At 58.0% G+C, this 25,015-nt stretch carries 20 protein-coding genes and 1 pseudogene; 13 read left to right on the top strand and 8 right to left on the bottom strand.

Annotation, left to right across the window (positions count from 1 at the left end):
* The first annotated feature begins 238 nt into the window (after nt 1-238).
* From rpsF to AC1DSG_RS00355, 9 genes and pseudogenes are all read left to right on the top strand, one after another.
* Complete coding sequence (gene rpsF / locus AC1DSG_RS00395) at nt 239-661, top strand: 30S ribosomal protein S6 (protein WP_003217491.1); 423 nt, start codon at nt 239-241, stop codon at nt 659-661.
* Between the two features lie 28 nt (nt 662-689).
* Nucleotides 690-920, top strand: coding sequence for a 30S ribosomal protein S18 (gene rpsR / locus AC1DSG_RS00390; protein ID WP_002551829.1), 231 nt, complete (start codon nt 690-692; stop codon nt 918-920).
* A 36-nt stretch (nt 921-956) separates the two neighbouring features.
* Nucleotides 957-1,850, top strand: a complete 894-nt coding sequence (locus AC1DSG_RS00385; RefSeq protein WP_477789101.1) for a hypothetical protein — start codon at nt 957-959, stop codon at nt 1,848-1,850.
* 19 nt (nt 1,851-1,869) lie between these two features.
* Nucleotides 1,870-2,316, top strand: a complete 447-nt coding sequence (gene rplI / locus AC1DSG_RS00380; RefSeq protein ID WP_003197251.1) for a 50S ribosomal protein L9 — start codon at nt 1,870-1,872, stop codon at nt 2,314-2,316.
* A 122-nt stretch (nt 2,317-2,438) separates the two neighbouring features.
* Nucleotides 2,439-3,833: a replicative DNA helicase gene (gene dnaB / locus AC1DSG_RS00375; RefSeq protein ID WP_007947521.1), complete on the top strand. Its 1,395-nt coding sequence runs from the start codon at nt 2,439-2,441 to the stop codon at nt 3,831-3,833.
* Nucleotides 3,834-4,058: 225 nt separating this feature from the next.
* A complete protein-coding gene (locus AC1DSG_RS00370; protein ID WP_477789100.1) occupies nt 4,059-6,362 on the top strand; it encodes a YgiQ family radical SAM protein in 2,304 nt (767 codons plus the stop codon).
* Nucleotides 6,363-6,761: 399 nt separating this feature from the next.
* The gene (locus AC1DSG_RS00365) at nt 6,762-10,037 is read left to right on the top strand and encodes a transglutaminase family protein (RefSeq protein ID WP_477789099.1); all 3,276 of its coding nucleotides are present in this window, start codon (nt 6,762-6,764) and stop codon (nt 10,035-10,037) included.
* 88 nt (nt 10,038-10,125) lie between these two features.
* A complete protein-coding gene (locus AC1DSG_RS00360) occupies nt 10,126-12,612 on the top strand; it encodes a circularly permuted type 2 ATP-grasp protein (protein WP_477789098.1) in 2,487 nt (828 codons plus the stop codon).
* A pseudogene (locus AC1DSG_RS00355) lies at nt 12,612-13,475 on the top strand (transglutaminase family protein); the annotation flags it as partial. The gene AC1DSG_RS00360 and the pseudogene AC1DSG_RS00355, both read left to right, overlap by 1 nt.
* 217 nt (nt 13,476-13,692) lie before the next feature.
* Here AC1DSG_RS00355 and AC1DSG_RS00350 read toward each other — a convergent pair.
* Nucleotides 13,693-13,881, bottom strand: a complete 189-nt coding sequence (locus AC1DSG_RS00350) for a hypothetical protein (RefSeq protein WP_223518450.1) — start codon at nt 13,879-13,881, stop codon at nt 13,693-13,695.
* A 68-nt stretch (nt 13,882-13,949) separates the two neighbouring features.
* Nucleotides 13,950-14,537 carry an LOG family protein gene (locus AC1DSG_RS00345; protein ID WP_477789097.1) on the bottom strand — a complete coding sequence of 196 codons (588 nt, stop codon included), beginning with the start codon at nt 14,535-14,537 and terminating at the stop codon, nt 13,950-13,952.
* A gap of 344 nt (nt 14,538-14,881) precedes the next feature.
* Between AC1DSG_RS00345 and azu the strand changes: the two genes are divergently transcribed.
* A complete protein-coding gene (gene azu, locus AC1DSG_RS00340) occupies nt 14,882-15,328 on the top strand; it encodes an azurin (protein ID WP_477789096.1) in 447 nt (148 codons plus the stop codon).
* Between the two features lie 164 nt (nt 15,329-15,492).
* Here azu and nadE read toward each other — a convergent pair whose 3' ends face one another.
* The 5 genes from nadE to AC1DSG_RS00315 form a co-directional block, all read right to left on the bottom strand.
* Nucleotides 15,493-16,320 (bottom strand): ammonia-dependent NAD(+) synthetase, encoded by an 828-nt coding sequence (gene nadE / locus AC1DSG_RS00335; protein WP_477789095.1) that lies wholly within the window; start codon nt 16,318-16,320, stop codon nt 15,493-15,495.
* A gap of 4 nt (nt 16,321-16,324) precedes the next feature.
* Nucleotides 16,325-17,551, bottom strand: a complete 1,227-nt coding sequence (pncB, locus tag AC1DSG_RS00330) for a nicotinate phosphoribosyltransferase (protein WP_477789094.1) — start codon at nt 17,549-17,551, stop codon at nt 16,325-16,327.
* A 127-nt stretch (nt 17,552-17,678) separates the two neighbouring features.
* Complete coding sequence (locus tag AC1DSG_RS00325) at nt 17,679-17,840, bottom strand: hypothetical protein (RefSeq protein ID WP_477789093.1); 162 nt, start codon at nt 17,838-17,840, stop codon at nt 17,679-17,681.
* Between the two features lie 3 nt (nt 17,841-17,843).
* Nucleotides 17,844-18,101 (bottom strand): hypothetical protein, encoded by a 258-nt coding sequence (locus AC1DSG_RS00320; protein ID WP_477789092.1) that lies wholly within the window; start codon nt 18,099-18,101, stop codon nt 17,844-17,846.
* A gap of 131 nt (nt 18,102-18,232) precedes the next feature.
* The gene (locus AC1DSG_RS00315; RefSeq protein WP_477789091.1) at nt 18,233-19,690 is read right to left on the bottom strand and encodes an alanine/glycine:cation symporter family protein; all 1,458 of its coding nucleotides are present in this window, start codon (nt 19,688-19,690) and stop codon (nt 18,233-18,235) included.
* 177 nt (nt 19,691-19,867) lie between these two features.
* Here AC1DSG_RS00315 and AC1DSG_RS00310 point away from each other — a divergent pair, with 177 nt between their 5' ends.
* Entirely contained in the window at nt 19,868-20,674 is an 807-nt protein-coding gene (locus tag AC1DSG_RS00310) for a helix-turn-helix domain-containing protein (protein WP_477789090.1), read from the top strand.
* A 61-nt stretch (nt 20,675-20,735) separates the two neighbouring features.
* Here AC1DSG_RS00310 and AC1DSG_RS00305 read toward each other — a convergent pair whose 3' ends face one another.
* On the bottom strand, nt 20,736-21,647 hold the full coding sequence (locus tag AC1DSG_RS00305; RefSeq protein WP_477789089.1) for a LysR family transcriptional regulator: 912 nt from the start codon (nt 21,645-21,647) through the stop codon (nt 20,736-20,738).
* 175 nt (nt 21,648-21,822) lie between these two features.
* On the opposite strand from AC1DSG_RS00305, the gene amaB reads away from it, so the two are divergent.
* Nucleotides 21,823-23,313, top strand: a complete 1,491-nt coding sequence (gene amaB / locus AC1DSG_RS00300) for an L-piperidine-6-carboxylate dehydrogenase (protein WP_477789088.1) — start codon at nt 21,823-21,825, stop codon at nt 23,311-23,313.
* 89 nt (nt 23,314-23,402) lie between these two features.
* Nucleotides 23,403-24,686: an L-pipecolate oxidase gene (gene amaA / locus AC1DSG_RS00295; protein ID WP_477789087.1), complete on the top strand. Its 1,284-nt coding sequence runs from the start codon at nt 23,403-23,405 to the stop codon at nt 24,684-24,686.
* The last annotated feature ends 329 nt before the right edge of the window (nt 24,687-25,015 follow it).

Raw genomic sequence — 25,015 nt, 5'->3', positions numbered from 1 at the left:
GATGTTATGCCTCCTTCGCGAGCAGGCTCGCTCCCACAGAGGTTTGTGTTTGGGTGAAGACGGGTGGTTGTTCAAATAATCACCAATTGCCTTGCGCCTCTCCTGTCCCTTCTCTACAATTGCGCCCCTTGCTGTGACGGCAGGCACGCATGTGTCTATCGCAAGCAAGTCCATAAGTGTCATTCACTCCTTGTCTGACCGCTTTTGAGCGGCAGGCTACAACCCGTAAGGAGCATTCATGCGTCATTACGAAATCATCTTTTTGGTCCACCCGGATCAAAGCGAGCAAGTCGGCGGCATGGTTGAGCGTTACACCAAGCTGATCGAAGAAGACGGCGGCAAAATCCACCGTCTGGAAGATTGGGGCCGTCGTCAACTGGCCTACGCAATCAACAATGTTCACAAGGCTCACTACGTGATGCTGAACGTTGAGTGCACTGGCAAGGCCCTGGCCGAGCTGGAAGACAACTTCCGCTACAACGATGCAGTGATCCGTAACCTGGTCATCCGTCGCGAAGAAGCCGTTACCGGCCAATCCGAGATGCTCAAGGCTGAAGAAAACCGCAGTGAGCGCCGTGAGCGTCGCGACCGTCCTGAGCACGAAGGCGCTGAAAGCGCTGACAGTGATGACAGCGACAACAGCGATAACGCTGACGAGTAATCCACGGACCTTTTGAGGAGCCTATTACATGGCACGTTTCTTCCGTCGTCGTAAATTCTGCCGCTTCACCGCTGAAGACGTGAAAGAGATCGATTACAAAGATCTCAACACTCTGAAAGCTTATGTATCCGAGACCGGCAAAATCGTTCCAAGCCGCATCACCGGTACCAAAGCACGTTATCAGCGTCAGCTGGCCACCGCTATCAAGCGCGCCCGCTTCCTGGCCCTGCTGGCCTACACCGACAGCCACGGCCGCTGAGACCGGGCAGTCGACACGTAGCAAAGGATTGAATGCATGCGTGCCATAGCTGAGTTCATCATGCGCGGCCGTATGCAGGCCACTCTCGTAGTGGCTGGATGCGTAATATTGCCGTTGTTGTATTGGTTGGGTGCTGCCGCTGGAAGCCTTGTGCTTCTGCGGCGCGGATTGAAGGACGCCCTTGGCGTTCTTGCCCTGGGAATGCTGCCAGCGTTGATCTGGTGGCTTTACTCGGATGACCCTCGGGCACTTCTGGTGCTGTTGGGTTCTTCGAGCCTTGCGTTGGTTTTGCGCGCAAGCGAGTCCTGGGTCCGCGTGCTGCTGGTCAGCATAGCGATGGGGGTGGTGTTTTCAGTGGTGCTGGGGGCGACTTTTGCTCCTCAAATCGAGATGCTGGCGCAGGCTTTGATAAAGGTCATGCCGTCGCTACTCGGTGATGTCTACGAGAAGTTATCGGCAGACGAGCAAGCGCATTTTGCGTCCCTGATTGCACCGGTCCTGACCGGCCTGATTGCGGCCTTGTTGCAAATCGTCAGTGTGCTGAGCCTGCTTGTCGGGCGCTACTGGCAGGCGTTGTTGTACAACCCGGGTGGTTTTGGTCGCGAGTTTCGCGCCATCCGATTCCCGCTTTTGCCAGCGATGTTGCTGCTGGCGTGCATGCTTCTGGGGCCGAACATCGGTCCACAGATGGCCATGTTAACGCCGTTGTGCAGCGTACCGCTGGTGTTCGCCGGGCTGGCCCTGATTCACGGGCTGGTGGCGCAAAAGCGACTGGCCAGGTTCTGGCTGGTGGGGTTGTACGTCACGCTGTTGCTGTTTATGCAGCTGATCTATCCGTTGCTGGTGGTCTTGGCCATCGTCGACAGCCTGATTGATTTTCGCGGTCGTTCGGCACCGAAAGATGCCGATAACGCGAACGGTGAAGGTTAAAAGTTAAGAGGATTTTCACATGCAACTGATCCTTCTGGAAAAAGTCACCAACCTGGGCAACCTGGGTGACAAAGTGAACGTTAAGGCTGGTTACGGTCGTAACTACCTGCTGCCTTACGGCAAAGCTACCGCTGCGACCGCTGCCAACCTGGCTGCGTTCGAAGAGCGTCGCGCTGAACTGGAAAAAGCCGCAGCAGACCGTAAAACTTCGGCTGAAAGCCGTGCCGCCCAACTGGCTGAGCTGGAAGTGACTATCACTGCCACCGCCGGTGACGAAGGCAAGCTGTTCGGTTCGATCGGCACCCACGACATCGCTGATGCACTGACCGCCTCTGGCGTTGAAGTTGCAAAAAGCGAAGTTCGTCTGCCGAACGGCACCATCCGCAACGTAGGCGAATTCGACGTAGCCGTGCACCTGCACGCTGAAGTTGAAGCCACCGTACGCGTTGTCGTGGTAGCAGCTTAAGTAGTACTTGTCGGCTGGCACCCTCGGGTGCTTGCCGGTAACATCGGGCACGATCCTGTTTACAGGTCGTGCCCTTTGTCTTTCTGTATCCCCTGCTTTTCATAATCAAAATTCAAGTGGCCATGAACGATATCTCCGCACCCGAGCAATACGATCTGCAAACCGCTTCCCTGAAAGTGCCGCCGCACTCCATCGAGGCCGAACAGGCCGTGCTCGGTGGTTTGATGCTGGACAACAACGCCTGGGAACGCGTGCTCGATCAGGTCTCGGACGGCGATTTCTATCGACATGACCACCGCCTGATCTTCCGTGCGATCGCCAAGCTCGCCGACCAGAACTCCCCGATCGACGTCGTGACCCTTGCCGAGCAATTGGACAAGGAAGGTCAGACGTCGCAGGTCGGCGGTCTCGGTTACCTCGGCGAACTGGCGAAAAACACCCCGTCCGTCGCTAACATCAAGGCTTATGCGCAGATCGTTCGTGCGCGGGCGACGTTGCGCCAGTTGATCGGCATTGCCACCGAGATTGCCGACAGCGCCTTCAATCCGGAAGGCCGCACGGCAGAAGAGATTCTCGACGAAGCTGAACGGCAGATTTTCCAGATCGCCGAGGCCCGGCCAAAAACCGGCGGCCCGGTGAGCGTGAACGACCTGCTGACCAAGGCTATCGACCGCATCGACACCTTGTTCAACACCGACAACGCCATCACCGGCCTGTCCACCGGCTACACCGACCTCGACGAGAAGACCAGCGGCCTGCAGCCGTCCGACCTGATCATCGTCGCCGGCCGTCCATCCATGGGTAAAACCACCTTTGCGATGAACCTGGTGGAAAACGCCGTGCTACGCAGCGACAAGTGCGTCCTGGTTTACTCGCTGGAGATGCCAGGCGAATCGCTGATCATGCGTATGCTGTCGTCCCTCGGCCGTATCGACCAGACCAAGGTCCGTGCCGGCCGCCTGGACGATGACGATTGGCCGCGCCTGACCTCGGCGGTCAACCTGCTCAACGACCGCAAGCTGTTCATCGACGATACGGCCGGTATCAGCCCCTCGGAAATGCGCGCGCGAACCCGTCGGTTGGTGCGTGAACACGGCGATGTCGCCCTGATCATGATCGACTACCTGCAGTTGATGCAGATTCCAGGCTCTGGCGGTGACAACCGGACCAACGAGATTTCCGAAATCTCCCGTTCCTTGAAGGCCCTGGCCAAGGAATTCAACTGCCCGGTGGTGGCGTTGTCCCAGCTCAACCGCTCCCTGGAGCAACGACCGAACAAACGCCCGATCAACTCCGACCTCCGGGAATCCGGAGCGATCGAGCAGGATGCTGACGTGATCATGTTCGTGTACCGGGATGAGGTTTATCACCCGGAAACCGAGCACAAAGGCATCGCCGAGATCATCATCGGCAAGCAGCGGAACGGCCCGATCGGCACGTCGCGACTGGCGTTCATCGGCAAGTACACCCGCTTCGAAAACCTCGCGCCGGGCAGCTATAACTTCGACGACGAGTAAGTAACTCGACATCTGATGTGGCCTCATCGCGAGCAAGCTTTGCTCCTACAGGTGTTCGCAAGCCGCCTGTAGGAGCAAAGCTTGCTCGCGATGAACGATAACGCGATGCCCGTTCATACACTGCGTTTGAGCCAACACCAATTTCCGACCATAGCCGTCGGAATTGGTTATTTTTTGTGCTATATTCCGCGCCCGCGATTTTTCATCTCAACACCGGTCATCGTCATGCAAACAGCCAAGCCGTTATTTGACTATCCCAAGTACTGGGCCGAATGCTTCGGTCCAGCGCCATTCCTGCCGATGAGCAGGGAGGAGATGGATCAGCTTGGCTGGGATTCCTGCGACATCATCATCGTCACCGGTGATGCGTACGTTGACCATCCGTCGTTCGGCATGGCGATCATCGGCCGGCTGCTGGAGTCGCAAGGCTTCCGCGTCGGGATCATTGCCCAACCGAACTGGCAGTCCAAAGACGACTTCATGAAGCTCGGCGAGCCGAATCTGTTCTTCGGCGTCGCGGCCGGCAACATGGACTCGATGATCAATCGCTACACCGCCGACAAGAAAATCCGTTCCGATGACGCCTACACCCCCGGTGGCCTGGCGGGCAAACGTCCGGACCGCGCGAGCCTGGTTTACAGCCAGCGCTGCAAGGAAGCCTACAAGAACGTGCCAATCGTTCTCGGTGGCATCGAAGCTTCCCTGCGCCGCATCGCTCACTACGATTACTGGCAGGACCGGGTTCGCAACTCGATCCTGATCGACGCCTGCGCCGACATCCTGCTCTACGGCAACGCCGAGCGTGCAATCGTCGAAGTCGCCCAGCGTCTGTCCTACGGGCACAAGATCGAAGACATCACCGACGTGCGCGGCACCGCGTTTATCCGTCGTGATACGCCGAAAGACTGGTACGAAGTCGATTCCACGCGCATCGACCGTCCGGGCAAGATCGACAAGATCATCAACCCGTACGTGAACACCCAGGACACCCAGGCCTGCGCCATCGAGCAGGAAAAAGGTCCGGTTGAAGATCTGACTGAAGCCAAGGTCGTGCAGATTCTCGCCAGCCCTAAGATGACTCGCGACAAGACGGTGATTCGTCTGCCCTCGGTCGAGAAAGTCCGTGGCGATGCGGTGCTTTATGCTCACGCCAACCGCGTACTGCACCTGGAAACCAACCCGGGTAACGCCCGCGCGCTGGTGCAGAAGCACGGCGAAGTCGACGTCTGGTTCAACCCGCCGCCGATTCCGATGACCACTGAAGAAATGGACTACGTGTTCGGCATGCCTTATGCGCGCATTCCGCACCCGGCGTACGGCAAGGAAAAAATCCCGGCCTACGACATGATCCGTTTCTCGGTGAACATCATGCGTGGCTGCTTTGGCGGCTGCACCTTCTGCTCGATCACCGAGCACGAAGGCCGGATCATACAGAACCGTTCCGAAGAGTCGATCATTCGCGAAATCGAAGAGATCCGCGACAAGGTCCCGGGTTTCACTGGCGTCATTTCCGACCTTGGCGGCCCGACCGCGAACATGTACCGCATCGCCTGCAAGAGCCCGGAAATCGAATCCGCGTGCCGCAAGCCGTCGTGCGTGTTCCCGGGCATCTGCCCGAACCTGAACACCGACCACTCGTCGTTGATTCAGCTGTACCGCAGCGCCCGTGCCTTGCCGGGTGTGAAGAAGATTCTGATTGCGTCCGGCCTGCGCTACGACCTTGCGGTCGAGTCACCGGAATACGTCAAAGAGTTGGTGACCCACCACGTCGGTGGTTACTTGAAGATCGCCCCGGAACATACCGAGGAAGGTCCGCTCAACCAGATGATGAAACCGGGCATCGGCAGCTATGACAAGTTCAAGCGCATGTTCGAGAAGTACTCCAAGGAAGCCGGGAAAGAGCAGTACCTGATTCCGTACTTCATCGCCGCCCACCCGGGCACCACCGACGAAGACATGATGAACCTGGCCCTGTGGCTCAAGGGCAACGGCTTCCGTGCCGACCAGGTCCAGGCGTTCTATCCGTCGCCGATGGCCACCGCCACCGCGATGTACCACTCGGGCAAGAACCCGCTGCGTAAGGTCACTTACAAGAGCGACGCCGTGACCATCGTCAAGAGCGAAGAGCAGCGTCGCCTGCACAAGGCGTTCTTGCGTTATCACGACCCGAAAGGCTGGCCGATGCTGCGTGAAGCGCTGACCCGTATGGGCCGCGCCGACCTGATCGGGCCGGGCAAGAACCAGTTGATCCCGCTGCATCAGCCGGCGACCGACAGCTACCAGAGCGCCCGTCGCAAAAACTCGACACCGGCCGGTAGCCATAAGGTTGCAGGGGAAAAGACCACCAAGATCCTGACTCAGCACACCGGCTTGCCGCCGCGTGCCAGCGATGGCGGTAACCCGTGGGACAAGCGTGAACAGGCCAAGGCAGCGGCGTTCGCCCGCAACCAGCAGGCGGCCAAAGAGCGCAAGGACGCGGCCAAAGGCAAAGGTCCTAAACCTGCCCGCAAGCCGGTTGTACCGCGCTAAGCCTCTTTTGAGCTGAACAAAACGCCAACCTTAGGGTTGGCGTTTTGCGTTCCCGAGCCACAGAAATTGGGTGCTGGGTCAGAATTTGTATTGGGGCTACTGGCCTCTTCGCGAGCAAGCCCGCTCCCACAGGGATCTCCTGTGAACACCTCGCTTGTGTACACCTCAGGTCAAATGTGGGAGCGGGCTTGCTCGCGAAGAGGCCAGCACAGCCGCTACAAAACCCGGCTGACAGCCCCCGGCCGCAACATTTGCGTGCAACTGCCCCCAACCAATTTCTCGCATCGCCCGATTTTGGTGCTGTACTGCCTCAAGCAAACGGAGAAAGCGCCAGCGTTGCCGTGATGGCATAAGTCTTGCGCGCTTTCGATAACGCTTAGGGCTCGCAGGAGGCACGCCGTGTCGATTCATGTCGCATTGCACCACGTCACACATTACCGCTACGACCGCGCTGTCGAGCTCGGTCCGCAGATCGTTCGCTTGCGTCCGGCCGCTCACAGTCGCACGCGGATATTGTCGTATGCGCTGAAAGTCTCGCCCGAGCAGCACTTTATCAACTGGCAGCAAGACCCCCAGGGCAATTATCTGGCGCGGTTGGTTTTCCCGGAAAAAACCGATGAGCTGCGGATCGAAGTCGATCTGCTGGCAGAGATGGCGGTCTTCAATCCCTTCGACTTCTTTCTTGAGCCTTACGCGGAAAAGATCCCGTTCGCCTACGCCGCGGACGAGCGCAAGGAACTGGCGCCGTACCTGGAAACCTTGCCCCTGACGCCGACGTTCAAGGCTTATCTGGATGGCATCGACCGCACGCCGCTGCCGAGCGTGGATTTCCTCGTCGCGCTTAACCAGCGCCTGAGCGAAGACATCGGTTACCTGATCCGCATGGAGCCGGGCGTGCAGACGCCCGAACATACCCTCGAACAGGCCTCCGGGTCCTGCCGTGACTCGGCGTGGTTGCTGGTGCAATTGCTGCGCAACCTCGGATTGGCCGCGCGCTTCGTCTCCGGTTACCTGATCCAGCTGACCGCAGACGTTAAAAGCCTCGACGGTCCGTCGGGCACTGACGTGGACTTCACCGACCTGCACGCCTGGTGCGAAGTCTATTTGCCCGGTGCTGGCTGGATCGGTCTGGACGCGACCTCAGGGCTGTTTGCCGGTGAAGGTCACATTCCGTTGGCGTGCAGCCCCGATCCGGGCTCTGCGGCACCGATCAGCGGCCTGGTGGAGCCGTGCGAATGCGAGTTCACCCACGAAATGTCCGTGGAGCGGATTTGGGAAGCCCCGCGCGTCACCAAGCCCTACACCGAAGACCAGTGGCAGGCGATTCAAGCGTTGGGCCGGCAGATCGATGCCGACCTGCTGGAAGACGATGTGCGCCTGACCATGGGCGGCGAGCCGACCTTTGTTTCTATCGACGACCCGGACGGCGCCGAATGGAACACCGCAGCGCTCGGGCCGGACAAACGTCGGCTGTCCGCCGAACTGTTCCAGCGCATGCGCAAACACTACGCCCCCAAGGGGCTGGTGCATTTCGGCCAAGGCAAGTGGTACCCCGGCGAGCAACTGCCACGCTGGTCACTGAACTGCTACTGGCGTCGCGACGGCGTGCCGATCTGGCACAACAGCGCGCTGATCGCCGATGAGCAGGAAGACTACGGCGCCGATGGCGCACTGGCCGGGCGGTTTCTGGCGAGTGTTGCCGAACGGCTGAAAATTCCGACACGCTTTGTGTTCCCAGCCTACGAAGACAATTTCTATTACCTCTGGCGCGAAGGCACGTTGCCGCAGAATGTCAGCGCCGAAGACTCACGTCTGGAAGAACCGTTGGAGCGTGCGCGTCTGCGTAAAGTCTTCAGCCAGGGTCTGGATAAAGTGATCGGCCAGGTCCTGCCACTGGCGCGCACCGCCAAGGGTGATCAATGGCAAAGCGGTCGCTGGTATTTGCGCGACGAGCACTGCCGGTTGGTGCCGGGGGATTCGCCGCTGGGTTATCGCTTGCCACTCGGTTCACAGCCTTGGGTGAAAGCGGCGGAGTACCCGTTCATTCATCCCAATGATCCGAATCAGGAGTTCGCCGCGCTTCCCGACACCATTGCATTGAACAGTCCGGGCAAGCCGGCCGAAGCGATTGAGCGCGAGCCGAAAATCGACGAGTCCGCCGATTGGCTGACGCGCACCGCATTCTGCGCCGAGGCCCGGGAAGGGCGGTTGTACCTGTTCATGCCGCCGCTGGAACGGGTCGAGGACTATCTGGAGCTGGTCACCGCCATCGAGGCCACGGCTCAGGAACTGCATTGCCCGGTGTTGCTGGAAGGCTATGAACCACCGAGCGATCCGCGCTTGAGCAACTTCCGCATCACCCCGGATCCGGGCGTGATCGAGGTCAACGTGCAGCCGTCCGCTACTTGGGACGAGTTAGTCGAACGCACCGAGTTTCTGTATGAAGAAGCGCGCCAGACCCGACTGACCACCGAGAAATTCATGATCGACGGCCGGCACACCGGCACCGGCGGCGGTAACCATTTCGTGTTGGGCGGCGCGACCCCCGCCGACTCACCGTTTCTGCGTCGTCCCGACTTGCTGCGCAGTCTGATCAGTTACTGGCACAACCACCCGTCCTTGTCCTACCTGTTTTCCGGACTATTCATCGGCCCGACCTCTCAGGCCCCGCGTGTCGATGAAGCGCGCAATGATGCGTTGTATGAACTGGAAATCGCCTTCGCCCAAATGCCTGAACCGGGCGAAGAGTGCGCACCATGGTTGGTGGATCGATTGCTGCGCAATCTGCTGATCGACGTCACCGGCAATACCCATCGCGCCGAGTTCTGTATCGACAAACTCTATTCGCCGGACGGTGCGACCGGGCGCCTTGGCTTGCTGGAGTTGCGTGCCTTTGAAATGCCGCCGCACGCACGCATGAGCCTGGCTCAACAGCTGTTGTTGCGGGCACTTGTGGCGCGGTTCTGGCGCGAGCCTTACGCGCCGCCGAAACTGGCGCGCTGGGGCACTGAATTGCATGATCGCTTCCTGTTGCCGCACTTTATCGAGCAGGATTTCGCTGACGTCATAGTCGATCTGAATGCGGCCGGTTATCCGGTGCGGGCCGAGTGGTTCGCCGCGCATCTGGAGTTCCGTTTTCCCAAGGTCGGCGATTACGCGGTCAGTGGCATTGAACTGCAATTGCGTCAGGCGCTGGAGCCGTGGCATGTGCTGGGCGAGGAGGGCGCGGTCGGCGGCACTGTGCGGTATGTGGATTCGTCGCTGGAGCGCTTGCAGGTCAAGCTCACCGGCCTGCCACCGCAGCGCTATTTGTTGACCTGCAACGGCATTCCGGTGCCGTTGCAACCTACCGGGCGTGTCGGCGAGTTTGTCGCCGGCGTGCGTTTTCGCGCTTGGCAACCGGCCAACTGCCTGCAGCCGACCATTCCGGTCCATGCACCGCTGGTATTCGATCTGCTCGACACCTGGATGCAACGTTCACTGGGCGGTTGCCAATACCACGTGGCCCATCCGGGCGGGCGCAACTACGACAGCCTGCCGGTGAACGCCAATGAGGCCGAGAGCCGGCGCATGGCGCGGTTTTTCCGCATCGGACACACGCCGGGGAAACTTCCTGTCCCGACGATGGACGTTAACGACGAGCTACCAATGACGCTCGATTTACGACGTTTCTAAATCGTACGCGACGCCCGGATTTTTCGTATATCCGGGTGTCATGAGCGTGCGTTAGTCTGACCGTTCATTGCTGTCTGTCGAGCTTTCCATGCCTGATCTGCTTGATCACTACCCGCTGACGGCGGGCACCTATCACGAACTGCTCGACGACAGTGGCGGCGTACGCCCGCACTGGCGCCGGTTGATCGACCAATTGCAACGCAGTACGCCCTCGCATCTGGTGCAGCGTCAGGCCTTGTTGACCCGGCAGATCCAGGAAAACGGCGTGACCTATAACGTCTACGCCGACCCCAAGGGCGCAGACCGGCCGTGGGAACTCGACCTGCTGCCGCATGTGATTGCCGCTGATGAGTGGGCGCAGTTATCCGCCGGAATTGCCCAGCGAGCGTGTCTCTTGAACGCGGTGCTCGCGGACCTGTACGGGCCGCAACGCTTGATCGCCGAAGGTCTGCTGCCGGCAGAGCTGGTATTTGGCCACAACAATTTCCTCTGGCCTTGTCAGGGCATCAAGCCACCCGACGGGGCGTTTCTGCATCTGTACGCCGTCGACCTGGCGCGCACGCCCGATGGCCGCTGGTGGGTCACGGCGGACCGGACTCAAGCACCGTCCGGCGCCGGTTATGCCTTGGAAAACCGCACCATCGTCTCCCGGGCCTTTCCCGAGCTGTATCGCGATATGAAAGTGCAGCACCTGGCCGGGTTCTTCCGCACGCTGCAGGAAACACTGGCTCGGCAGGCGCCCCGCGATGAGGAAGCACCACTGATCGTGTTGCTTACGCCAGGACGCTTCAATGAGAGCTATTTCGAACACCTGTATCTGGCGCGTCAGCTCGGCTACCCACTGGTGGAGGGCGGCGACCTCACGGTGCGCGATGCCACGGTCTACCTGAAAACCCTGAGCGGCTTGCGTCGGGTTCACGCAATCATGCGCCGGCTCGACGATGACTTCTGCGACCCGCTGGAATTGCGCACCGATTCTGCACTGGGCGTGCCGGGGCTGCTCGAAGCCGTGCGACAGGGGCGGGTGCTGGTGGCCAATGCCCTCGGCAGCGGCGTGCTGGAGTCGCCGGGGTTGCTGGGCTTTTTGCCGAAGATCAATCAGTTCCTGTTTGGAGAAGAATTGATCCTGCCGTCTATCGCCACTTGGTGGTGCGGTGAGCCGCCGGTGCTGGCCCAAGCGCTGGAAAAACTGCCGGAGTTGTTGATCAAACCGGCTTTCCCGTCGCAAAGCTTTGCACCGGTATTTGGCCGTGACTTGAGTGAAAAACAGCGTCTGGCCCTGGCCGCGCGCATGCAGGCGCGCCCTTATGCCTATGTGGCGCAAGAAATGGCCCAGTTGTCCCATGCACCGATCTGGCAGGCCGAAGACGGTCAGTTGCAACCGCGCGCCATCGGCATGCGCGTGTACGCAGTGGCCAGCCATGACGGCTATCGGGTTTTACCGGGCGGCCTGACCCGGGTGGCCGCCGAGGCGGACGCCGAAGTGGTGTCGATGCAGCGCGGTGGTGCGAGCAAGGACACGTGGGTGTTGGGCGATCGCCCGCCCAGTGGTGAGCAATGGAAAACCCAGCGCACGATCGGTGTGCATGACCTGGTACGCCGAGATCCGTATTTGCCCTCGCGGGTGGTGGAAAACCTGTTCTGGTTTGGCCGCTATTGCGAGCGCTGTGATGACAGCGCGCGACTATTGCGCATCATGCTGGCCCGCTACGTGGACGGCGATGATCCGCAAGCCTTGCAGGCAGCTGTCGAACTCGGTGAACGGCTGCACCTGCTTCCCGATGAAGGCGAGTTGCCAGAGCGCCTGTTGGCCGCATTGCTCGGCGAAGACTGGCCTTTCAGCCTGCGTTCCAATTTGCAGCGCTTGCAGTGGGCGGCCTCGCAAGTGCGCGGCAAACTCTCGCGGGAAAACTGGCAGGCGTTGGTGGAGTTGCAGCGGGAGGCCATGGAGCTGGATACCGACGAGCCGAATTTCGGCGAGCTACTGGATTTTCTTAATCGTCTGGTGATGTCGCTGGCTGCGCTTTCTGGCTTTGCCCTGGACGACATGACCCGGGACGAAGGCTGGCGTTTCCTGATGATCGGGCGGCGGATCGAGCGCCTGCAATTTCTCAGCGGCAGCCTGGCAGCATTTTTGCGCGGCGCCGGGGCTTTTGATCAGGCCGGGCTGGAGTGGCTGCTGGAGTTGGGCAACAGCAGCATCACTTACCGTTCGCGGTATCTGGCGGTGGCGCAACTGCTGCCGGTACTCGACTTGTTGCTGCTCGATGAGCAAAACCCTCATGCGGTGCTGTTCCAGTTGAAGCTGGTGACTCGAACCCTGAAACGCTTGAATGACGACTTTGGTGTGCCCCGCGAAGCGGGTTTGCCGTTGTTGGTGGCGCGACTGGCGCAATTTGATCTGGGTTGCCTGGAAAACGCTTTGTTCGGCGCAACCGGCGTCCGCGCCGCGCTTAACGGGCTGGCCGATTTACTGCAAGAAATTGCCGACGCCAGTGGGCAAGTGTCGGATCGTCTGGCCTTGCGGCATTTCGCCCATGTCGATGATGTCAGCCAACGCACGGTGTCCGTCTGATGAGTGCTCACTACCAGATTTTCCACGACACCCATTATCACTATGACAGTCCGGTATCACTGGCCCAGCAGCTGGCGCATCTCTGGCCGCGGCCCTGCGCCTGGCAGCGCTGTACTGCTCAACAATTGCAGATCAGCCCCGACCCGACTGCGCGCCGGGATGAGCTGGATGTGTTTGGCAATCCGCTTACGCGATTGGCATTTGAACGTCCCCACGATGAGTTGCTGGTCAATGCCAGCCTCACAGTCGAAGTCCTCGCCCGGCCCACGCTGGATTTCAATCAATCACCGCCCTGGGAAGACACCCGTAACGCGTTGACCTACAGCAGCCAGCCGCTGTCCCCCGACGTCCTTGAAGCCTGTCGGTATCGGTTCGAATCGCCTTATGTGCATTTGAAGCGCAACTTCGTTGAATTCTCCGAGAGTTGCTTTCCGGCGGGCCGACCGTTGCTGCGGGGTGTTCAGGCATTGATGGAGAAGATCTTCAGCGAGTTCACCTTCGACGCGGAAGCGACGCAAGTGGCGACACCGTTGGTGGAAGTGCTGGAGCGCCGACGCGGAGTCTGTCAGGACTTCGCTCACCTGATGCTCGCGTGCGTACGCTCCCGTGGTCTGGCCGCTCGCTATATCAGCGGTTATCTGCTGACTCAGCCACCGCCAGGCCAACCCCGGTTGATCGGCGCGGACGCGTCCCATGCCTGGGTCTCGGTGTTTTGCCCGGTGCTGGGCTGGGTCGATTTTGACCCGACCAACAACGTACAACCGGCACTCGAACACATCACTTTGGCCTGGGGCCGGGATTTCTCCGATGTCTCGCCATTACGGGGGGTGATTCTGGGAGGGGGCAATCATGACCCGGAAGTCAGCGGAGACCGGCTTGCCGGCGAAAGCGATCTTTCAGTTACGTATTTGCTGGATATGCGGACGCTTTCGCCGGCAAGCCGGTCTCGCTCCCACAGGAGAATGTATGTGTTCTTTGGATAGGGGTAGTTCAGAAGGGGACTGTGAGGGTCAGCAAAGTGACTGCTGACCCTGGACACAGATCCGGTGGGCCTGATCAGATCATCCGGCCCTGAGGGTCTCAGGCGTCGGGCGCCTGATCTTTCGGTGCTTCAGTTTCGTCTGTAGCCACGTCGCCTTCAGCATCCGGGTTCAGTGCTGCTGCTTCTTCTTCAGCTGTAGCTTTCTTGCGCTGAAGCTTTTCCTCTTTCTTCTGCTCCTTGGCCAAGTCTCTCTGACGTTTGGCGAAGGAATAATTAGGTTTAGCCATGGGCGATCCTCTGGGGTCGAAGGTGAGGTTGAGCGGCGCATATTCTGCCCTGTATCGGTGCCGAGCCGTTAGCTGGGTTTTTGATCGGTCCATTTTGGCAGGACCGACGGTTGCCAGGCGTCCAGTGCATCGAGCAGGGTTTGCGGTGATTCGCTCACTTGCAGCATGTCACGGTGCGGTGCGCGAACGAAGCCTTCGCCGACGATATGATCAAGAAAACCGGTCAATTTGCTGTAGAAACCGTTCACTTCCAGCAGCCCGAGCGGCTTGCCATGGTAGCCGAGCTGGCCCCAAGTCCAGACTTCGAACAGCTCTTCCAGTGTGCCCAGGCCACCGGGCAGAGCGATGAACGCGTCACTGAGTTCGGCCATCCGCGCCTTGCGCGCATGCATGCCGTCGACCACTTCCAGACGTGTCAGGCCACTGTGGCCGATTTCCTTGTCTTTGAGGCTTTGCGGAATGATCCCGATCACCTCGCCGCCAGCCGCCAGTGCAGCATCGGCAACAATCCCCATCAGTCCAACGGCGCCGCCGCCGTAGACCAGGGTCAACTTGCGTTCGGCCAAGGCGCGCCCCAAGGCCACAGCCGCTTCTCGATAAGCTGAATGGGTGCCAGTGCTGGCGCCGCAAAATACACAAACAGACGTTAAAGACATGCCTTGCTCCAAGGTCAGGATGGCCAACAGAATAAAGGCAGGTCAGCTACGCTCCAAGGGTTAAACCTCGCGATTGGGTGTTTCACAAGTGCCGCTGGCGCCACAGGCGTAGGCGGCGAGCAAACTGCACAACAGGCTATTCAAGGACATCACAGACGCTCCAGATGAAGGATGACGGCCTGATGATAGGGCCGAGCCAGACGCCTGGCTGGTAGATTGTCTCGATAGGGCTCATAGCCCAAAAGTTGTATACAATTTTTGATTCAGGTCATAGGAACTTGCGGCGATTTCAGGCAGTCTTCTGTCCATTCGCACTTCTGTTAACCCTGCCTTGGAGATTCACCATGTTTGCCAAACTTGTTGCGGTATCCCTGCTGACATTGGCCAGTAGTCAATTGATGGCTGCTGAATGCAAGGTCACTGTCGACTCCACTGATCAGATGTCCTTTGATACAAAAGACATCACCATCGACAAGAGTTGCAAGACGTTCACCGTGGATCTGAAACATTCCGGCAGCTTGCCGAAAAACGTCATGGGCCATAACTGGGTGCTAAGTAAAGAGGCTGACATGCAGCCGATCGCCACCGCTGGCCTGGCTGCAGGCATCGACAAGAATTACTTGCCGGAAGGTGATGCGCGCGTCATTGCTCACACCAAAATCATCGGTGCTGGTGAAACGGACTCGGTGACCTTCGACGTGTCGAAGCTCGCTGCTGGCGAGAAGTACGGCTTCTTCTGCTCGTTCCCGGGCCACATCTCGATGATGAAAGGCACTGTTACTCTCAAGTAATAGAATCATGCTCATAAAAAAAGCGTCCGCTTGGGACGCTTTTTTTGTGCCCGGCATTTGACCGAGTCATCGTTCATTGCGGGCAAGCCCGCTCCCACAGGTATGGAGTTGTCCTTGTGGGAGCGGGCTTGCCCGCGATGGCGTCAGTGCCGACACCTCAGAAATCAAGGCGCAAACGGCATCACCCGCTTGTGATGAGTTTTTCTGTACGTGTCACAGATGATCTTGAACGCTTCCTCACGCACCGCCTCGCCGTGCAGGAACGCATCAATCTCGGCATAGGTCACGCCGTGTGACGCTTCGTCCGGTTTACCCGGCGACAGGTCTTCCAGGTCGGCTGTGGGGATTTTTTCTACCAGCGATTCCGGCGCACCGAAACTGCGAGCGATATCCCGAACCTGGTTTTTCACCAGACCGCTCAAAGGTGCCAGGTCGCAGGCGCCGTCACCGAACTTGGTGAAGAACCCCATCACCGCTTCCGCCGCGTGGTCAGTGCCAATCACCAAACCGTGGGCTGCGCCCGCGATGGTGTACTGCGCGACCATGCGCATCCGCGCCTTGGTGTTGCCGAGCACGAAATCTACCGAGACCGCGTGCTTGCCTTCAAAAGCAGCGACTTCATTGGCCAGGGATTTGACCGCCGGGCCGATGTTCACGGTGTGACGCTCGTCCGGGGCGATGAAATCCACCGAGGCCTGAGCGTCGTGCTCATCGAACTGTGTTTCGTACGGCAGGCGTACCGCGATGAATTTATAACTCTTGTCACCGCTGCGCTCGCGCAGTTCGCGCATGGCGCGTTGGGCCAGCAGGCCGGCCGTCAGCGAGTCGACGCCACCGCTGATGCCCAGCACCAAGGCCTTGAGTCCGGAATTGACCAGACAATCCTGAATGAAGCTGACTCGCCGAGTGACTTCTGCCTCAAGGGCGGCCTTGTCGGCAAACGGCGGTTGAACCTTGAGCTGCTCAGCAATCTCACGCTGTACGGCTTGCATGAATTCACTCCTTGCTAGATGTGCTTGAAAGGGCGGCAGGTACTTTGAAAACATGTCGCAAATAGGCGACAAAATTCGGGTCTTTGCAGTGAGTCTTGCCAGGCTCATCAGAAATTTTTGCGACGGGCTGGCCGTTGCAGGCCGTCATTTTAAGCACGATGTTCATCGGTTCGACACCCGCAATATCACAGGTCAGGTTGGTGCCAATGCCAAAGCTGACATTGATCCGCCCCCTTAACGCGCGGAATATTTCCAGCGACTTGGGCAGTGTCAGGCTGTTGGAGAACACCAGCGTCTTGCTCATCGGGTCAATGCCGAGCTTGTGATAGTGGGCAATGGCTTTCTCGCCCCACAGCACCGGGTCACCTGAATCGTGGCGCAGTCCGTCGAAAAGCTTGGCAAAAAACAGGTCGAAATCGCCGAGGAAGGCATCGGTGGTGATGCAGTCAGTCAGGGCGATTCCCAGCAGGCCGCGGTATTCGCGCACCCAGCAGTCGAGCGCGGCAATCTGACTGTCGATCAGCCTTGGCCCCAGTTGCTGGTGGGCCATGATCCATTCGTGGGCCATGGTGCCCAGCGGTTTCATGTCCAGTTCCCGGGACAGGTGCACATTGCTGGTGCCGACGAAGCGTCCGGGGAAGTCGTGTTTGAGCACATTCACCACTTCTTCCTGCACGCGGTATGAAAAGCGACGGCGGGTGCCGAAATCGGCTACCTGCAACTCGGACAATTCGTCGCTGCTAGCGTTGGCGATCAGCCAGTCGAACTTGCGATAAAGCTGTTCACGTGCCAGTTCCAGACCGACTTCCCTATAGCGATAGCGGTTGCGTACCTCAGTGACAATCGCCAACAGCGGCACTTCGAACAGAATCACATGCAGCCACGGCCCACGCAGGCGGATGAACAGCTCGTCGTTTTCGATGCTGGTGTGGATGTAGCGCAGGTTGAAGCGGAACAGCCCGAGAAACCGCAGGAAATCCGGCTTCAGGAAACTGATGCGTTCCAGAAAACCCAGTTGATCGGCGCTCAGGCTCAACTCCGCCAGACGCTCGATCTGGAAACGGATCTCCGCCAGATACGGGCGCAAATCCTCACTGTTGCGGCAACGAAACTCCCATTCGACTTCGACGTTCGGGTAGTTGTGCAGCACCGCCTGCATCATCGTCAGTTTGTAGAAGTCGGTATCGAGCAGATTCTGCACGATGCGATCGCCAAACACGGGCTCGCTCATAACGGGGTACTCCGCATTGAATGGGGGTAGTGGCGCATATCGGTGGTGTGAATTGCCAGTTTTTTTTGCATTTATGGTGGATTAATCACTATTGCCGGCACCATCAAACGCAAACGCCGATGGTTCATCAATTACTGGGCGTTGCTTCAAGCGCCGCCTGGATGACGAGTGCTAGGCTCTCCCAACTTTTTACATAGCCATCAAGATAAGGGTGACGAGGAACAAGCCCTATTTCAATTGCCTTGATCATTGCTGCCTTGATCATTTCATGGGTCACTGATCCGGTCATGCTTTACAGTCCTTTAAATGTGATTTGGTCCAGCGCGTCGACACCGTCCTGTAGCAATAAATAGGCAGGAAGTATCAGGCGGAAAAAGTCAGCATCATTAGTATGCTTAACAGTTACGGAAGTTAGCGCCTCTAAAAGGCTGGTGGCGGCGCGTATTCTGTAGCAAGCATCTTCAAATAACAGGTGCGGTGCAGCATGTGTGTCTATATAGAAAGTTGGATTGTTTGATGCGCTGGCTTTAAGAGGTTGATAGCGATTCACAGACGAACTCCTTTAACGCGCTTGTGTGTTGAGGGCGCGGGTAGTTTTTATTAATGATGATGATGGTGCGAATGCGTTGCTTAAGGGCTGAACCATCGCAGGAGCGCAATGGTTCAGAGTTCATTCGGGATTTACGCGACCTGTGCTTTAGCTATGGGTCGATCCACACATGCAGGATTCATTGGTGGAAGAGGAGCTGTCAGCGCAGGCCAAGCCCTCAAATCGAGATCTAGATCGCTGAACTTGCTTGAGTCAAAAATGGGCGTTTTGTTGCCATCACGACGTTGTTCATCGTAATCGCCCAGAATTCGCATGCAGACTTTGAATAGCAATGTCATCGCTATCAGGTTGACCAGGGCCAGCAGTGTCATGGTGATGTCGGCAAAAGCAAGCACCGTTGAGAGGTCTTCGACCGAACCCCAAAAGACCAGCATCAATACTAATGCGCGGTACGCAATTAATGATTTACGAGGGGTGGCAATGATAAACCGTAAGCTGTTTTCTCCCAGGTAGTAGTTGTAAAGCATTGCCGTGAACACAAACAGTGCAAGTACCACGCTGATAAACATCCGGCCCCAATCACCTACCACCGCAGCCAGCGAATTTTGTGCCAGCGCAATGCCATCGCCTTCGAAACCGGGTGCATAAAAACCGGAAAGCAAAATGATCAGCGCAGTACAGGTGCAAATAACGATGGTATCGATGAAGACGCTGAACGCCTGCACCACGCCTTGTGCCACCGGATGGGAGATCTTCGCCGTGGATGCGACGTTAGGCGCACTGCCCAGGCCTGCTTCATTGGAGAACACACCGCGCCTGACCCCCATGATGATTGCAGTGCCGATGAGCCCGCCAAACGCCTGATCCAGTCCGAAAGCGCTTTTCACAATACTGATCAGCACGCCGGGGACCTGGTCGATTTGCAACACGATGACGTAAAGCGTCACGCCGATGTAGGCGATAACTTTAAGGGGAACCAATAGATCGGCTACCGCCGCGATTCGCTTTATACCGCCCACGAACACTATGCCCAACAACAACGACAGCGTGAATCCGGACCACGTCGTCGATAAACCAAGGGCATTGTTGAGAGAGTGCGATACGGCATGAGACTCAAGGCCATTGATGGCAAACCCGAAAGTCACCAGCAGCAGGAGTGCAGCAACCACACCGAGCCAGCGTTTGCCGAGACCATGCTGGATGTACCAGGACGGCCCCCCTCGATATTGACCGTTTGCATCGCAGCGCTTGTAGAGTTGGCCCAGTGAGCATTCGAAAAAGCTGCTCGACATCCCCAAAAGAGCGGTCATCCACATCCAGAACACTGCACCGGGTCCGCCCATGCTCAAGGCAATGCCGACGCCCACAATATTGCCGGTTCCAACCCGTCCGGCCAAGCTGAGCGTCAATGCCTGCAATGAACTCAAGTGGTTGTTGCCAGTGTGCGAACTGCCACGTAACACAGAAAACATGTGTACGAAGTAGCGAAGCTGTACAAATCGTGACCGGATGGTGAAGTAGGTTCCAAGTCCAAGAACCAAAGGTGTCAAAACCTTTCCAGAGAGAAAGTCATTGATGACGTCAAGCATTCAAAGCTCCTTGCTGTTTTAAGAGTGCTGGCGAATCGAGGGTGTACGAAATCCTGAAATCCTTCAGGCCCCGTAATATCAAGTCATCTATCAATATGCGCAATTTCGCAACTTGCTTAAATGTGATGCGAGTAGCTGCTATGGTTGCGCCTTCTGACGCTGTTTTGATGGATTAATATGCGAGATTTTCTACCTGCTAACTTAAGGCTGCTGTGTAGTCACTACCGATCTGTCGCTGAAGTCTGTAGGAAACTTCGGATTAATCGTGGGCAATTTAATAAATACCTGTGCGGGAATAGTATTCCCACAGCTTTTAACTTGAAGCGGATTTGTGATTTTTTTGGAGTGGAGGAATTCGAAATTGGGTTGCCGACAGATCAATTTGTCAAACTTATTGGTGGCAAGACAAGGCTGGTCATTCCTCCCCGGGAGGTGTCAGCACCGGAACGAATACTTGAACACCTGCGGCAAAAATCCACATTGCAACTAAAAGCCTACACGGGGTACTACTATGAGTATTACCATGCCATGACGGAGCCTGGTTCTATTATTTGCGCTCTGGTGTATATGTATGAAGAAGACCAACACTTCGTGTACGAGCGAAATGAGCGTTTACAAATAGTCGGCGTGGAAGGGTATGAGCAGTATCGGTATGTGGGCGTTGCCTACCACTTACAGGATCGTTTGTTTCTCATTGATTACGAATCGCTGACGTCCAACGAAATCAGCCAAACCATCCTTATTCCTAGCTTCAAAAGCTGCATTACTCGACTCAATGGCTTGAAAATGGGCGTTTCTGCTGCGGACCATCGCACTCCCGCGTGTTCGCGCGTGGTTTGGGAATATCTGGGGCAGGAGATCAATCGAATCGATGCATATCGCAAGGTACGGCTATACAGCATGGATGATCCCGTCATTGACGATGATCTGCGCGGACGTCTTGCGCAAACCAGCGTTATTGACGGGCTCTTTGTTATTTCGTGAGGCGGACAATGATCTTGGAAATCGGTGCCCCATGGCTACAAGGCTAACTCCCTTCCAAGGCTCAACATTGCGATCCATCCGGACTATCAATCTGTTCCAGCATCCACTTCACAAAATCCCGCACCTTCGGCACTTCCGCCGAATGCTCGGGATACGCCAGGTAATAGGCATCCGTGCTGGGCATCGCGTGCTTCCACGGTATGACCAGTTTGCCGTCCGCCAATTCCTCTTCCACCAGAAACCTTGGTAACAGCGCCACGCCGCAGCCGACCTGAGCAGCGCGAATGCACATGTAAAAAGTTTCAAAACGCGGGCCGTGGTAGCTGTGCTCGGTGTGGTAGCCCTGACTGTCGAACCAGTCGTGCCAGGCCTGGGGGCGGGAGGCGTTTTGCAGCAGGACCAGGTCGGTGAGTTGCGTCGGGTCGGTGAACGGCGTGCCGGGCAGGCTGCCCGGTGCGCAAACCGGCACCAATTCTTCGCCAAACAGCTTCAGGCATTCGGTGCCGGGCCGTGAGCCCTGGCCGAAGTAGAACGCCAGATCGCTGCGACCTTGCAGTAAATCGTCGGCTTCCTGCTCGCTGCACAGGTCCAGATGGATCGACGGATGACGCACGCGCCAGCCTTTCAGGCGGGGCACCAGCCAGCGCGCGCCGAAAGTCGGTGGGGTCGAAACACGTAAGACTTCGGTTTCACCGCCGTAGGAGCGCAGGTAATGGGTCGACATTTCGACCTGGGTGAGGATTTTTCGGACTTCCACCAGGTACAAATCACCAGCCGGGGTCATTTGCAGGCGTCGGCGCACGCGGCGGAACAACAAGTGTTGCAACAATTCTTCAAGTTGCGCGACCTGTTTACTGACGGCGCTCTGGGTCAGGTTCAGCTCTTCGGCGGCCCGGGTGAAGCTCAAATGCCGGGTTACGGCCTCGAAACACTGCAGGGCTGTGATCGACGGCAGGTAGCGTTTATTCAGCATGGGTTGTCCTTTTTCTTGTTTCTTTCTTACCAGCAATTCGCAGCATGAATAAACGGAATGATATCTCTCTTAATCGTCGTTTGTTGGGTAACCTCCGGGGAGCTAAAACTACAGGTCTGATCAGCCGTGATGATTCCGGCTGCACCCTTTGTGTTTTTTGCTTGAGGAGTAACCTATGGTTGCCGCATTGCTTGATCGTCTTGGTGTAAACCCGGCCCTGTACCAGAACGGCAAAGTGCCGGTGCATTCGCCAATCGATGGCAGCCAGATCGCTGCCGTAAATTGGGAAGGAGCTGCTGAAGTCGAGCAGCACATCAGTCGTGCCGATCATGCGTTCGAACTGTGGCGCAAGGTCCCTGCGCCGCGCCGTGGCGAACTGGTGCGCCAACTGGGCGACATCCTGCGTGAATACAAGGCCGACCTCGGCGAGTTGGTGTCCTGGGAAGCTGGCAAGATCACCCAGGAAGGCTTGGGTGAAGTTCAGGAAATGATCGACATCTGCGATTTCGCTGTCGGCCTGTCCCGTCAGTTGTATGGCTTGACCATCGCTTCCGAGCGTCCTGGCCACCACATGCGCGAAACCTGGCACCCACTGGGCGTCGTCGGCGTCATCAGTGCGTTCAACTTCCCGGTCGCAGTCTGGGCCTGGAACACCACGCTGGCGCTGGTGTGCGGTAACCCGGTGATCTGGAAGCCGTCGGAGAAAACCCCACTGACCGCGCTGGCCTGCCAGGCGCTGTTCGACCGCGTTCTGAAATACTTCAGCGATGCCCCGCCACACCTGAGCCAGGTGATCATCGGCGGCCGCGATGCCGGCGAAGCGCTGGTCGATGACCCGCGTGTCGCACTGATCAGCGCCACCGGCAGCACCCGCATGGGCCGCGAAGTGGCGCCGAAAATTGCCGCGCGTTTCGCCCGTAGCATTCTGGAGCTGGGCGGCAACAACGCCATGATCCTCGGCCCAAGCGCCGACCTGGACATGGCCGTTCGCGCCATCCTGTTCAGCGCCGTCGGCACCGCCGGTCAGCGTTGCACCACGCTGCGTCGCCTGATCGCGCACGAATCGGTGAAGGAAGAGATCGTCACCCGCCTGAAAGCCGCCTATTCCAAAGTGCGCATCGGCCATCCGCTGGAAGGCAACCTGATCGGCCCGCTGATCGACAAACAAAGTTTCGAAAACATGCAGGACGCGCTGGAGCAGGCCTTGAGCGAAGGCGGTCGCGTATTCGGTGGCAAGCGCCAACTGGAAGACAAATTTCCTAATGCTTACTACGTCGCGCCGGCCATTGTTGAAATGCCGGAGCAGAGCGAGGTGGTGTGCCACGAAACCTTCGCACCGATTCTGTACGTGATCGGCTACAAGGATTTCGACGAAGCCCTGCGCCTGAACAACGCCGTGCCACAAGGCCTGTCGTCCTGCATCTTCACTACCGATGTACGTGAAGCCGAGCAATTCATGTCGGCGGTGGGCAGTGACTGCGGCATCGCCAACGTCAACATCGGCCCGAGTGGCGCAGAAATCGGAGGTGCGTTTGGTGGCGAGAAAGAAACCGGCGGTGGTCGTGAATCGGGCTCCGATGCATGGCGCGGGTACATGCGTCGCCAGACCAACACTGTGAACTACTCGTTGGAGCTGCCGTTGGCTCAGGGTATTACATTCGATTAAGCAGCGCCAAGCTTCAAGCCTCAAGCTGCAAGCAAACTGGCTTGCGGCTTGAAGCTTGGGGCTTTTAGCTGCTCCGACAGGAGCGTGCAATGCCGTTACGCGAAGAGTGTCTGTGGGAAAAACTGACGCCGCAAAGGCCCGACAACGCGGCGCTCAAGGGTGAAGTGACAGTCGATGTCTGCGTCATCGGTGCCGGTTTCACCGGTCTGTCGGCGGCGGTGCATCTGCTGGAACAAGGTAAATCGGTGTGTGTACTGGAAGCTCATCGCGCCGGCCATGGTGGCTCGGGGCGCAATGTCGGCTTGGTCAATGCCGGCATGTGGATCGCACCGGACGACATCGAAGCCGGATTCGGCGAAGCGGTGGGCAGTCAGCTCAATCGCATGCTCGGCGCGGCACCTTCCCTGGTGTTCAGCCTTGTGGACAAATACAACATCGATTGCCAGTTACGCCGCGAAGGCACGCTGCACATGGCGCATAACGCCCGTGGCGAAGCGGATTTGCGCAGTCGTGAAGAACAATGGAAACGTCGCGGAGCGCCGGTCGAGCTATTGACCGGCCACGCCTGCGAGCAGGCGACGGGCACTAAAAAAATCGCCGCAGCGTTGCTCGATAGACGTGCTGGCACCCTCAATCCGATGGGCTATACCACCGGGCTGGCCAAAGCGGCCATCGGTCTGGGCGGCCAACTGTTCGACCATTCCCCGGTCACCCGGCTCGAACGTCAGGGCCAACGCTGGTCGGTGCAAACCGTTCAGGGTTCGGTCATGRCCGAGAAAGTCGTGATTGCTTCCAACGCTTACACCGAAGGCGACTGGACGGAACTGCGGCGCAACTTCTTTCCCGGTTACTACTACCAAGTGGCGTCGGTCCCGCTGACCGAAGACGCGGCGAAACAGATTTTGCCCGGCGGCCAGGGTTCCTGGGACACCCGCCAGGTTCTCAGCAGCATTCGTCGCGACAAGGACGGGCGACTGTTACTCGGCAGTCTCGGTAATGGCAATCAGAAGCCGGCCTGGTTCCTCAAGGCATGGGCCGACCGTGTTCAGCAGCACTATTTTCCCTACCTCAAACCGGTGGAGTGGGAATGCACCTGGACCGGGCGGATTGCGTTCACCCCCGATCATTTGATGCGTCTGTTCGAACCGGCGCCCGGTTTAGTGGCAGTCACCGGTTACAACGGTCGAGGTGTGACGACAGGAACAGTAGTCGGCAAAGCCTTTGCCGATTATTTGTGTAACGGAAATCCTCAAGCACTGCCGATACCTTTTGCCCCCATGCAGCCATTGGCGGGGGTAGGGCTGCGCAGCTGTTTGTACGAGGCCGGGTTTTCGCTGTATCACGCAGGCCAGTGCCTGCGGATCGTTATCTGATTGTTGAAATTTGTTGCTGGAAGCGGCGTTTTTCGGCGCAGCGTCTAGCCTGTGATGGTGCGGGTTGTAGCAGTCCCGCACCAGCAGTGTGCACTTCGGTGACGAACGGTGTTACAGGCTGGTTGCACGTCGTTTGACGCCGCGGTTGCAATGATGGCGCATGCGGGTTGCGCCTTTAAAAATAAATGGTTTCACCTTCCGCGGTTTAGACGGTTGCACGCCCAATGAAAATGGGATCGAAATTGTCGAAAAAACAATAAGGCAGCGACTTTTTTCAGAATAAAAAACCGATGGCACGGCCCTTGCTCTGAGCATTCAGAGAAATCGCA

Source organism: Pseudomonas sp. P5_A12, from assembly GCF_056400685.1.
Note: the sequence above shows the minus strand (reverse complement) of the source record. Positions and strands in the feature narration are given on the sequence as shown.

Coding starts and splice junctions, on each gene's coding strand:
- rpsF (WP_003217491.1), top strand. CDS start 239: ATGCGTCATTACGAAATCATCTTTTTGGTCCACCCGGATCAAAGCGAG.
- rpsR (WP_002551829.1), top strand. CDS start 690: ATGGCACGTTTCTTCCGTCGTCGTAAATTCTGCCGCTTCACCGCTGAA.
- AC1DSG_RS00385 (WP_477789101.1), top strand. CDS start 957: ATGCGTGCCATAGCTGAGTTCATCATGCGCGGCCGTATGCAGGCCACT.
- rplI (WP_003197251.1), top strand. CDS start 1,870: ATGCAACTGATCCTTCTGGAAAAAGTCACCAACCTGGGCAACCTGGGT.
- dnaB (WP_007947521.1), top strand. CDS start 2,439: ATGAACGATATCTCCGCACCCGAGCAATACGATCTGCAAACCGCTTCC.
- AC1DSG_RS00370 (WP_477789100.1), top strand. CDS start 4,059: ATGCAAACAGCCAAGCCGTTATTTGACTATCCCAAGTACTGGGCCGAA.
- AC1DSG_RS00360 (WP_477789098.1), top strand. CDS start 10,126: ATGCCTGATCTGCTTGATCACTACCCGCTGACGGCGGGCACCTATCAC.
- AC1DSG_RS00350 (WP_223518450.1), bottom strand. CDS start 13,881: ATGGCTAAACCTAATTATTCCTTCGCCAAACGTCAGAGAGACTTGGCC.
- AC1DSG_RS00345 (WP_477789097.1), bottom strand. CDS start 14,537: ATGTCTTTAACGTCTGTTTGTGTATTTTGCGGCGCCAGCACTGGCACC.
- azu (WP_477789096.1), top strand. CDS start 14,882: ATGTTTGCCAAACTTGTTGCGGTATCCCTGCTGACATTGGCCAGTAGT.
- nadE (WP_477789095.1), bottom strand. CDS start 16,320: ATGCAAGCCGTACAGCGTGAGATTGCTGAGCAGCTCAAGGTTCAACCG.
- pncB (WP_477789094.1), bottom strand. CDS start 17,551: ATGAGCGAGCCCGTGTTTGGCGATCGCATCGTGCAGAATCTGCTCGAT.
- AC1DSG_RS00325 (WP_477789093.1), bottom strand. CDS start 17,840: ATGACCGGATCAGTGACCCATGAAATGATCAAGGCAGCAATGATCAAG.
- AC1DSG_RS00315 (WP_477789091.1), bottom strand. CDS start 19,690: ATGCTTGACGTCATCAATGACTTTCTCTCTGGAAAGGTTTTGACACCT.
- AC1DSG_RS00310 (WP_477789090.1), top strand. CDS start 19,868: ATGCGAGATTTTCTACCTGCTAACTTAAGGCTGCTGTGTAGTCACTAC.
- AC1DSG_RS00305 (WP_477789089.1), bottom strand. CDS start 21,647: ATGCTGAATAAACGCTACCTGCCGTCGATCACAGCCCTGCAGTGTTTC.
- amaB (WP_477789088.1), top strand. CDS start 21,823: ATGGTTGCCGCATTGCTTGATCGTCTTGGTGTAAACCCGGCCCTGTAC.